General features: G+C 63.3%; 10 protein-coding genes. 1 reads left to right on the top strand and 9 read right to left on the bottom strand.

The features are described from left to right. Window positions 1-12: 12 nt before the first annotated feature. Together HYE77_RS16885 and HYE77_RS16880 are read right to left on the bottom strand one after the other, a co-directional pair. Window positions 13-1,203, bottom strand: coding sequence for a sugar transporter (locus tag HYE77_RS16885; RefSeq protein WP_003207980.1), 1,191 nt, complete (start codon window positions 1,201-1,203; stop codon window positions 13-15). 88 nt (window positions 1,204-1,291) lie between these two features. Next, the gene (locus tag HYE77_RS16880; RefSeq protein WP_087694198.1) at window positions 1,292-2,290 is read right to left on the bottom strand and encodes a bile acid:sodium symporter family protein; all 999 of its coding nucleotides are present in this window, start codon (window positions 2,288-2,290) and stop codon (window positions 1,292-1,294) included. 85 nt (window positions 2,291-2,375) lie between these two features. On the opposite strand from HYE77_RS16880, the gene HYE77_RS16875 reads away from it, so the two are divergent. Beyond that, entirely contained in the window at window positions 2,376-3,164 is a 789-nt protein-coding gene (locus tag HYE77_RS16875) for a helix-turn-helix domain-containing protein (protein WP_003207977.1), read from the top strand. A 215-nt stretch (window positions 3,165-3,379) separates the two neighbouring features. Here HYE77_RS16875 and HYE77_RS16870 read toward each other — a convergent pair whose 3' ends face one another. The 7 genes from HYE77_RS16870 to HYE77_RS16840 all read right to left on the bottom strand — a co-directional run bounded on the left by HYE77_RS16870 (window position 3,380) and on the right by HYE77_RS16840 (window position 9,849). After that, window positions 3,380-4,615, bottom strand: coding sequence for a Zn-dependent hydrolase (locus HYE77_RS16870; RefSeq protein WP_177069018.1), 1,236 nt, complete (start codon window positions 4,613-4,615; stop codon window positions 3,380-3,382). Further along, entirely contained in the window at window positions 4,612-5,103 is a 492-nt protein-coding gene (locus HYE77_RS16865) for an L-2-amino-thiazoline-4-carboxylic acid hydrolase (protein ID WP_177069017.1), read from the bottom strand. The genes HYE77_RS16870 and HYE77_RS16865 overlap by 4 nt, the downstream gene beginning before the upstream one ends. Window positions 5,104-5,134: 31 nt before the next feature. Continuing rightward, entirely contained in the window at window positions 5,135-6,274 is a 1,140-nt protein-coding gene (locus tag HYE77_RS16860) for a branched-chain amino acid ABC transporter substrate-binding protein (protein WP_177036024.1), read from the bottom strand. A gap of 66 nt (window positions 6,275-6,340) precedes the next feature. Further along, the gene (locus HYE77_RS16855; RefSeq protein ID WP_003207970.1) at window positions 6,341-7,057 is read right to left on the bottom strand and encodes an ABC transporter ATP-binding protein; all 717 of its coding nucleotides are present in this window, start codon (window positions 7,055-7,057) and stop codon (window positions 6,341-6,343) included. Continuing rightward, complete coding sequence (locus HYE77_RS16850) at window positions 7,050-7,823, bottom strand: ABC transporter ATP-binding protein (RefSeq protein ID WP_003207968.1); 774 nt, start codon at window positions 7,821-7,823, stop codon at window positions 7,050-7,052. Before HYE77_RS16850 ends, HYE77_RS16855 begins: the two co-directional genes overlap by 8 nt. Next, window positions 7,820-8,905 carry an ABC transporter ATP-binding protein gene (locus HYE77_RS16845; protein ID WP_087694203.1) on the bottom strand — a complete coding sequence of 362 codons (1,086 nt, stop codon included), beginning with the start codon at window positions 8,903-8,905 and terminating at the stop codon, window positions 7,820-7,822. Before HYE77_RS16845 ends, HYE77_RS16850 begins: the two co-directional genes overlap by 4 nt. Then, window positions 8,902-9,849, bottom strand: a complete 948-nt coding sequence (locus HYE77_RS16840) for a branched-chain amino acid ABC transporter permease (protein WP_177069016.1) — start codon at window positions 9,847-9,849, stop codon at window positions 8,902-8,904. Before HYE77_RS16840 ends, HYE77_RS16845 begins: the two co-directional genes overlap by 4 nt. Between the last annotated feature and the right edge of the window lie 34 nt (window positions 9,850-9,883).

Below are 9,883 nucleotides of genomic sequence, written 5' to 3'. Positions count from 1 at the left end.
GAAAATTACCTCCTACAGAGGGCTACGCGCCACACCCTGCCCAAACCGATAAATCGCCAGGCAATACCCAATCAACGCCACCGCTGCCAGCAACCCGCCCGCCGCGCCGATCCAGGCAAAACCAAAGTGGCTGCCCACCCAACTGCCCATCAACGCCCCACCGCCAATACCGATGTTGTAGATCCCGGAAAACATCGCCATCGCCACATCCGTGGCATCCGGCGCCAGCACCAGCACCTTCGATTGCAACGCCAGGCCAAAACCCATGATGGCCATGCCCCAGAACACACTCAGGGTCACCAGGTACGACACCTCGCCACTCAACGGCAGCAACAACGCCAGGCACAGCGCCAGGATAGTCACCGCGCTGATCAGGAACCGGTGCGGATTAAACCGATGCACCAGGCTGAACAACAACGAACCAATAATTCCCGCGCCGCCAAACACCAGCAGGATCAGGGTCACCGTATTGCCACTCATACCGGCAACACCTTCAACAAACGGCTCAACATAACTGTAGGCAGTGAACTGCGCCGTCACCACCATCGCCGTCAGCACATACAACGCCACCAGCGCCGGGCGCTTGAACAACAGCGGCAAGCTGCGCAGCGAACCGGAGTTCTGGCTCGGCAGCAGCGGCAAGGTGCGCGCCAGCCAGAACACCAGCCCGGCGGCAAACGCGCCGATCACCAGGAAGGTGGTGCGCCAGCCCATGGCTTCGCCCAGCAAGCGGCCGAGCGGGATACCCAGAACCATCGCCAGGGAAGTACCGGTAGCCAGCAACCCAAGGGCCTGCACCTGCTTGCCCTCCGGCGCCAAACGCACCGCGAGGGAGGCAGTAATCGACCAGAACAACGCATGGGACAGGGCAATGCCGACCCGGCTGAGCATCAGGATGCCAAAGCTGGTGGCCACGCTGGACAGGATATGGCTGGCGATAAACATGCCGAACAGCACGATCAGCAGCTTGCGCCGCTCGACGTTACGGGTCAGCAGCATCACCGGCAGCGAGGTCAGGGACACGATCCAGGCATAGATGGTCAGCATCAGGCCGACGCTGGCGATGGGCATGTCGAAGCTCGCGCCGATGGCACTCAGCAGGCCGACCGGTACAAATTCGGTGGTATTGAAAACGAAAGCGGCCAACGCGAGAGCGAAGACCGGTTGCCAGTTGGCTTGAGGTGTTGCGGCGGAAATGCTCATTGACAGGTCGTCGTACTCGTTTGCGCGCAGATCAAGCCGGCCCGATGCCGGGCCTTGAGCCGCGCGCAAAAAATAGTAACACGACGATTCAGGGATCGACTTGCCCCATCAGCTCGGGAATCGACTCAGGACGCTTGGCATAGCGCTGGGCCAGCGCCGCGCAGACCATCAACTGGATCTGGTGAAACAGCATCAGCGGCAAGATCAGCACCCCCATGCTCGCCCCGGCAAACAACACCTGGGCCATCGGCACACCGGTGGCCAGGCTTTTCTTCGAGCCGCAGAACAGAATGGTGATCCGGTCTTCCTGGCTGAAGCCAAAAGCCTTGCCCAGCACCGTGGACGCCACCAGTACCAGCGCCAGCAACACACAGCACGCCACCACCAGGCCACCCAGTTCCCACAACGGAATCTGGTGCCAGATGCCCTCGTTGACCGCTTCGCTGAAGGCGCCGTAGACCACCAGCAAAATCGACCCCTGGTCGACGAACTTCAGCCAGGATTTGTTACGCCCTACCCACTCGCCGATCCAGCGACGGGCGATTTGCCCGGCGATGAACGGTAGCAACAATTGAACACTGATTTTCAGGATCGCATCGACGGTGGAGCCGCCATCGCCATGCACATTCAGCAGCAACGTCACCAGCAATGGCGTCAGGAAGATCCCGAACAGGCTCGACGCCGCCGCGCTGCAAATCGCCGCCGGGATATTGCCCCGGGCCAGGGAGGTAAAGGCAATCGCCGACTGCACGGTGGCGGGCAACGCACACAAATAGAGCATGCCCATGTACAGGTCTTTACCGATCAGCGGCGACAACACCGGCTTGAGCGCCAGGCCCAGCAACGGAAACAGCACGAAGGTCAGGCTGAACACCAGCAGGTGCAGGCGCCAATGACCCGCACCGGCAACAATGGCCTGGCGCGACAGTTTCGCGCCGTGCAGGAAAAACAGCAGCGCGATGGCCAGGTTGGTCACCCAGCCAAAGGCCACGGCGGTCTGGCCGCTGGCGGGCAGCAGGGACGCGAGGATCACCGTGGCCACCAGGGTCAGGGTGAAGTTGTCAGGTAAAAAGCGTGGGCGGGTCATAGGCCAATCTTCCAGGGGTTGCCAAGAGCATCGTCGCGACTCTAACGTAACGGCTTGTTACCGACTAACGCCAATGAGCCAGTAAATGCCGCCAAAAGGACATGACAAAACCGTGCGCCGCAGCGTGCCCGGGCTTTCCAGCCTGCCCAGGCCGGTGTATGGCCGCACCGAATCCCTGCCCAACCGCGCGCTGACCCGCCGCCATAGTCACCCGTGGGTGCAGTTGTCCTACGCAATATCCGGGGTGCTGGAGATCCAGACCAGCGTAGGACGCTTCGTCGCGCCACCCCAGCGGGCCGTGTGGATACCGGCCGGCATGCCACACCGGGTGTTCAGTTCGCCCCATACCGAGATGCGCAGCCTGTACCTCGATTGCAGCGTCACCGCCTGGGCGGCCGACCGCTGCCAGGTGCTGGCGGTGAGCAGCCTGTTGCGGGAGTTGATTCGCAGCTTCAGCGAATTGCCGGTGGAATACGCCGAGGATGGCCCGGATGGACGGCTGGCCCAAGTGGTGCTGGACCAACTGGCCGCCGCGCCCCAGGTCGACCTGATGTTGCCGCTGCCCGCCGACAGCCGCTTGCGGCAGATTTACCGCAGCCTGAACCTGCACCCGGAGCAGCAAACCACCCTGGGGCAGTGGAGCCAGAAACTGGCGGTCAGCGAGAAAACCCTCAGCCGGCTGTTCCTGAGCGACACCGGCCTGACCTTCCGTGCGTGGCGCCAGCGCCTGCGATTGTTGAGCGCCCTGCCCGCCCTGGAACAAGGCGAACGCGTGACCGATGTGGCGCTGGCCTGCGGCTACGAATCCACCTCGGCCTTCATCAACGCCTTCCGCCAGCAGTTCGACGCCACACCGGGCGAGTTCTTCCGCTGACCATCAGACAAAGAAGCTCCAGAGCGAAAACTGGATTTCCTATGGGAACTGGTTCCCCTGTGGAAACTCGGTCCTCTGTGGGAGCTGTCGAGCTTTAGCGAGGCTGCGATGGCGGCCTGACTGTCGACATCTCTATTGCCTGACAGGGCCTCATCGCAGCCTCGCTAAAGCTCGACAGCTCCCACAGGGAACCCAGTTGAACAGTTAAACCTCGCTCACTCCCCCGCCTTGGCCAACACCGCCTGCAACAACACATCCGCCCCCGCCGTCGACCACTGCGGATGAATCTCCTCCGCCTCGTTATGGCTCAGCCCCTCCACACACGGCACAAAAATCATCGCCGTCGGCGCCACCCGGTTCAGGTAGCAGGCATCATGCCCGGCCCCGGAAATCATGTCGCGATGGCTATACCCCAACGCTTGCGCCGATGCCCGCACCACCTCCACACACTCAGGGTCGAAGGCAATCGGCGCGTACTGGAAAATCTGCTTCACGCTGTGCTGCAAACCAATCCCCTCGGCAATCCGCGCCACCGCCGCGTGCAACTGCCGATCCTGATACCCCAGCACCGCTTCATCCGGATGCCGAAACTCCACACTGAAAAACACCCGCCCCGGCACCACGTTGCGTGAATTGGGGAAGATATTCGCCATACCCACCGTCGCCCGCCCTTCGGCGCCCTGCTCCAGGCCAATCTGATTGACTGCCTCCACCACCCGGGCAAATCCGAGCAATGCATCGAGCCGGTGATCCATCGGCGTCGTCCCGGCATGAGCGCTGCGCCCGCTCAGTTCCACTTCATACCAGCGCTGGCCCTGGGCGCCGGTGACCACACCGATGGTCAGGCCCTGTGCCTCAAGAATCGGCCCCTGTTCGATATGCAGCTCAAACGCCGCATGCACCGCCTGGCCACCCACCGGATGCGCACCGGCATAGCCAATCTGCTGCAACGCCTGGCCGATGGTGATCCCGGCCTTGTCTTCCCGGGACAGGCCGTACTCCAGGTCAAACACCCCGGCATACACCCCCGAGGAAATCATCGCCGGCGCAAACCGCGAGCCTTCTTCGTTGGTCCAGTTCACCACTTCGATTGGCCGCTCGGTCTCGATCCCCAGGTCATTCAAGGTGCGCAGCACCTCCAGCCCGGCCAGCACGCCGTAGATACCGTCGTACTTGCCGCCCGCCGGCTGGGAATCGCCATGGGAACCGGTCAGCACCGGGGCCAGGTGATCCTGGCGCCCGGCGCGACGGGCAAAGATATTGCCCATGGCATCCACCCGAATGCTGCAACCGGCCGCCTCGCACCATTGCACAAACAGGTCGCGACCGCGGCGGTCCTCATCCGTGAGGGCCAGGCGCGAGACCCCGCCCTTTTCGGTGCCGCCGATCTGCGCCATTTCCATCAGCGAGCCCCACAGGCGCTCGCCATTGACCCGCGCCAAGTCGTTCATGAACGCGGCTCCCGGGGTTTGGCCCGGTAGCGGAAGTCACAGTGATGGGCACCGCCCATGATGGTCTGGGTGCGGGTCAGCTTGATGTCCGGGTTGTAGCCGACGATAAACAGTTCGTCGCGGTTGCAGGACAGCAAGTGACCGATCTCGCCCAGGCCCATCTCGTGATACATCTCGGCATAGCGGCAGCGCTTCACGTCATAGTCGTAGTGCTCGGCGTCGCTGGCGATGATCTCGACCTTCAGCGCATCGTCCTTTTCCCAGAGCACTTGCAGCTCGACAAAGCTCTTGAGGTCGGCGCCCTGCTCTTCCAGCTCGGCAAAGTGCTTGCCGGCCTGGATCGCTGCATTGCCCACCGCCTCGCCGATCACCGCCGCCGCAAAGTCCTTGCCCTGCTCGCGCACCAGGATCTCGTAGATCGGCTTGATGATTTCGGCTTCGATCCGCCGCCGGGCCAGGATGCCCAGTTCACCTTCCAGCTTGCTCATTGTGTGCCTCCGTCAGCTCCACAGAATTCGTTTACTTGCCGCCCGCCACACTCACTGGCTGCCACTGATTGCCCTTGACCTGATACACGGTGAACGACGGCTTCTTCAGGTTGCCCTCGGCATCAAACGCAATGGTCCCGGTCACGCCCTGATAGCTGATGGCGCGCAGCACCGGCAGGTACTTTTGCGGGTCCACCGAGTCGGCCTTCTCGATCGCCGCCACCAACACCCCGACACCGTCATAGGCAAACGGCGCGTGCAGTTCGATCGGCGCCTTGTAGCGATCCTTGTAAGCCTGCTCGAACGCCTTGCCACCCGGCATCTGCGCCACCGCCAGGCCCGGCTCCAGGGCAATCACGCCCTCGCCTTCGTTCTGCGCCAGTTGCAGGAAGGTCTGGCTGACAAACCCACCGGCCCCCATCAGCGGTGCCTTGATACCCAGTTGCTTGATACGCCTGGCCAAAGGCGCGGCCTGGGAATCGACGCCACCAAAGAAAATCAGGTCCGGGTTCTGGCTTCGGATATTGGTCAGCACTGCGCTGAAATCGATGGTCTTGTCGTCGACGTATTCACGAGACACCACCTTGGCGCCACCGGCCTCGATGGATTTGACGAACTGGTCCGCCAGGCCCTGGCCGAATGCGGTGCGGTCGTCGATCACCGCAATGCGCCGGGCCTTGAGGGTGTTCAAAGCATAGTCGCCGGCCACCTGGCCGCCATCGTCGTCATGGCCCATGATCCGGAAGCTGGTGTCGAAGCCCTGCTGGGTATACGCGTGCCCGGTAGCAACCGGGGCGACTTGCGCGATACCTGCATCGTGATAAACCCGCGCCGCCGGAATGCTGGTGCCGGTGTTCCAGTGGCCAACCACGCCCACCACGCCTTCGTCCACCAGGCGCTGGGCCACGGTGACGGCGGTGCGCGGGTCGGACTGGTCGTCCTCGGACAGCAGCTTGAAGGTCACCGCCTCACCGTTGATTCTCGGGTGCTTGCCGTTGGCCGCGTCGATGGCCAGTTGCGCGCCGTTTTCCAGGTCCTTGCCGATCCGCGCCGACGGGCCGGTCAACGGCCCGGCCAGGCCGATCAATACGGTCTGGTCGGCCTGGGCCATGGCACTCGCCAGGCTGCTCAGGGCCAGGCCGATCACTAGGGTGTGCTTGAAAGTCTTCATCAGTGGTTCCTGTTTCTTTACGGGCTGGTCGGAACACGCCGGGCGTCCGGTAGCGTCAGGGTTGATTCATTCACCGAGGTAGGCACTGCGCACCTCGGGGTGGTCGAGCAATTCATGGGACGGGCCAGTGAGGCTGATGCGCCCGGTGTCCATCACATAGGCACGGTCGGTGACCTGCAGCGCGAGCCGGGCGTTCTGCTCTACCAGCAGCAGGGTCATGCCCTGGCGGCACACGTCGTCGATCACCTGGAAGATCTTCTCCACCATGATCGGCGCCAGGCCCATGGACGGTTCGTCCAGCACCAGCAAGCGCGGCTTGGAGAGCAGCGCCCGGGCCAGCGCGAGCATCTGTTGCTCGCCACCGGAGAGCAGGCCGGCGGACTGCTGCAGGCGCTCCTCCAGACGCGGGAAGTGCTCGAACAACTGGCGGATCTCGCGGTTCACCTGCTCGCTGTCACGACGCAGGAAGGCTCCGGCCTGGAGGTTTTCCAGGACGCTCATGCGCGCAAAGATCCCGCGCCCTTCCGGTACCATCGCAATGCCCTGGCGCAGCAATTGGTCCGGCGCCTGGCCGAGGATCGAACGCCCGGCGAAGTGAATCTGCCCCGCCGCTGCCGGCAGTAATCCGGTCAGGGCCTTGAGACTGGAGGTCTTGCCGGCACCGTTGGCGCCGATCAAGGTCACTCGCTCGCCTTCGCCGATGTGTAAATCCAGGGACTTGACCGCTTCGATGGCGCCGTAGCGCACCTGCAAGCCGTCGACTTTCAATAAAGGTTCAGACATGGGCGCTGGCTCCCAGATAGGCCTGGATCACCGCCGGGTCGCGGCGCACCTCGGCAGGCGCGCCCACCGCGATCACCTGGCCGTAATCGAGCACGCTGATGCGGTCGCACACCCCCATCACCAGCTTCACGTCGTGCTCGATCAGCAGCAGCGTGTGGCCGTCGTCGCGGATCTTTTCCAGCAGGCCGCGCAGTTGCACTTTCTCGGCAGCGTTCATCCCGGCGGCCGGCTCGTCGAGGGCCAGCAAACGTGGTTCAGTGGCCAGGGCCCGGGCGATTTCCAGTCGGCGTTGATGGCCGTAGGACAGGCTGTCGGCGCGGTAATTGGCGAACCCCGCCAGCCCGACATACGCCAACAGGCGATGGGCATGGGCGCGGGTTTGCGCTTCTTCTTCCCGGGCTCGACGATGGCGACTCAAGGCGGCCCACACGCCATTGCGGGTGCGCACATGGCGGCCGACCATGACGTTTTCCAACGCGCTCATGGTGTTGAACAGGCGGATATTCTGGAAGGTCCGGGCGATGCCGGCCTGGGCCACCTGGTGCACGCTGGCCGGCTTGTAGTCCTTGCCGTCGAGCTGGAAGCGCCCGGAATCCGGGGTATACAGGCCGGTCATCACGTTGAAGAAGGTGGTTTTGCCGGCGCCATTGGGGCCGATCAAGCCATAGATCTCCCCAGGCTGGATGCTCAGGCTCACGTCGGTGAGCGCCGCCACGCCGCCGAAGCGCTTGTTCACCTGGTCAATCTGCAACAGCGGCTGATTCATCGCGCCACTCCTTTTGGCCACAGGCCTGCCGGTCGATAGAGCATCGCCAGGATCAGCGCGAGCCCGTAGAACAACTGACGAATGATTTCCGGGTCCACCAGCACCTGGCCGAACAGCGCCTGCTGCAACGGGCCCATGCTCGCGCGCAAGGCTTCGGGCAACGCCGCCAGCAATACGCAGCCGAGAATCACCCCGGGGATATGGCCCATGCCGCCGAGCACCACCATCGCCAGCACCGCGATGGACTCATTGAGAGTGAAGGACTCCGGCGAGACAAAGCCCTGGAACGAGGCAAACAACGCCCCGCTCACGCCGCCAAACCCGGCACCGATGGCGAACGCCAACAGCTTCAAGCGCAGGGTGTTGACGCCCATGGCCTGGGCCGCTTCCTCATCTTCACGAATCGCCACCCAGGCCCGCCCGATGCGCGAACGCTCCAGGCGAATGCAGGCAAACAGGATCAGCACCACCAGCGCGGCGAACAGGTAGTAGTACAGATAGACCGAAGGCAGGCGCAGGCCGAACAGCTCCTGGGTGCGCCCGAGGTTGATCCCCAGCAGGTTGACCGGGTCGACCTGGGAAATACCTTTGGGCCCGTTGGTGATGTTCACCGGGCGATCCAGATTGCGCAGCAGGATGCGGATGATTTCACCAAAGCCCAGGGTCACGATGGCCAGGTAATCGCCGCGCAGGCGCAAGGTCGGTGCGCCCAACAACACGCCAAAGCCCGCTGCCAGCAACGCGGCCAAGGGCAGGATCAACCAGATCGAGGTGTGCATGCCCGCCGGCAGCAGCGCCATCAGCGCCGGGAATTGCTGCAACAGATGCGGCGAGGACAGCAACGCGGCGAGGTACGCGCCCACTGCGTAGAACGCGATAAAACCCATGTCCAGCAGCCCGGCGTAGCCCACGACGATGTTCAGGCCCAAGGCCAGCATGATGTACAGCAACGCGAAATCGAGGGTGCGCACCCAGGTATTGCCGCCGGCATGCCCGACAATCCACGGCGCCAGCACCAGCGCCACGGCGAACAATACAAGGCCAAAGCTGGCGCGCTGGCGGGAGGTATTCAGGACACTCATGCGCGGGTCGCCAGTCGTTCGCCCAACAGCCCCGAAGGACGAAACACCAGCACCGCGATCAACACGATAAAGGCAAACACATCCTGGTAATTGCTGCCGAACACACCCTGGGTGGCAGCGCCCAGGTAGCCGGTACCCAGAGCTTCGATCAACCCCAGCAGCAGGCCGCCAAGCATCGCGCCCTTGAGGTTGCCGATGCCGCCCAATACGGCTGCGGTGAACGCCTTGATGCCCGGCAGGAAACCCATGTAGAAATGCGCGCTGCCGTAGTTGCTCGCCATCATGATCCCGGCCAATGCCGCCAGGGCGCCGCCAATGGCAAAGGTCAGCACGATGATGCGATTCGGGTTGATGCCCATCAGGCTCGCCACCTGCGGGTTCTCGGCCACGGCGCGCATGGCCCGGCCAAAGCGGGTGCGTTCCACCAGCACCAGCAGCGCGACCATTACCGACAGTGCGACGGCAATGGTGGTCAGGGCGGTAGCGTTGGTGATCGCCGGATGCGCCGAAGGTCCGGCGAGCACTTCAATCGGTTCCAGCGGCAGCAGTTGCGGGAACATCTGCGGGTTACGCGTCCACACCAACATGGCGACGGTTTGCAGCAACAACGACACCCCGATGCCGCTGATCAATGGCGCCAGGCGCGGCGCATTGCGCAGGCGCCGATAAGCGACCCGTTCAATCAGCACCGCGAGTACCGCGCAGAACGCCATGGCAATCACAGTGGCTGCCAGCAGCACCAGCACCGGCGGCATCGCCGGCCATGTCACCTGCAACAGGCGAATCACCGAGAGGCCCACCAAAGCGCCAATCATCAACACATCGCCATGGGCAAAGTTGATGATCCGCAAAATGCCGTAGACCATGGTGTAACCCAAGGCCACTAGCGCGTAGAGACTGCCCGTCATCAAACCATTGAGCAGCTGCTGGATAAACGCATCCATGGAAACCATCGACCTCACTACTGACGAGGGCGGC

It is taken from the genome of Pseudomonas sp. IPO3774, assembly GCF_013386835.1.
In the GTDB taxonomy this organism is placed as follows: Bacteria; Pseudomonadota; Gammaproteobacteria; order Pseudomonadales; family Pseudomonadaceae; genus Aquipseudomonas.
The sequence above is the reverse complement of the archived record's forward strand: the minus strand, read 5'-3'. Positions and strand labels throughout refer to the sequence as shown.

Excerpts from the sequence above, each read along its gene's own strand:
- HYE77_RS16845 (WP_087694203.1), bottom strand. The coding sequence starts at position 8,905 with ATGAGTGTCCTGAATACCTCCCGCCAGCGCGCCAGCTTTGGCCTTGTA.
- HYE77_RS16860 (WP_177036024.1), bottom strand. The coding sequence starts at position 6,274 with ATGAAGACTTTCAAGCACACCCTAGTGATCGGCCTGGCCCTGAGCAGC.
- HYE77_RS16865 (WP_177069017.1), bottom strand. The coding sequence starts at position 5,103 with ATGAGCAAGCTGGAAGGTGAACTGGGCATCCTGGCCCGGCGGCGGATC.
- HYE77_RS16880 (WP_087694198.1), bottom strand. The coding sequence starts at position 2,290 with ATGACCCGCCCACGCTTTTTACCTGACAACTTCACCCTGACCCTGGTG.
- HYE77_RS16870 (WP_177069018.1), bottom strand. The coding sequence starts at position 4,615 with ATGAACGACTTGGCGCGGGTCAATGGCGAGCGCCTGTGGGGCTCGCTG.
- HYE77_RS16885 (WP_003207980.1), bottom strand. The coding sequence starts at position 1,203 with ATGAGCATTTCCGCCGCAACACCTCAAGCCAACTGGCAACCGGTCTTC.
- HYE77_RS16850 (WP_003207968.1), bottom strand. The coding sequence starts at position 7,823 with ATGAATCAGCCGCTGTTGCAGATTGACCAGGTGAACAAGCGCTTCGGC.
- HYE77_RS16840 (WP_177069016.1), bottom strand. The coding sequence starts at position 9,849 with ATGGATGCGTTTATCCAGCAGCTGCTCAATGGTTTGATGACGGGCAGT.
- HYE77_RS16875 (WP_003207977.1), top strand. The coding sequence starts at position 2,376 with ATGCCGCCAAAAGGACATGACAAAACCGTGCGCCGCAGCGTGCCCGGG.
- HYE77_RS16855 (WP_003207970.1), bottom strand. The coding sequence starts at position 7,057 with ATGTCTGAACCTTTATTGAAAGTCGACGGCTTGCAGGTGCGCTACGGC.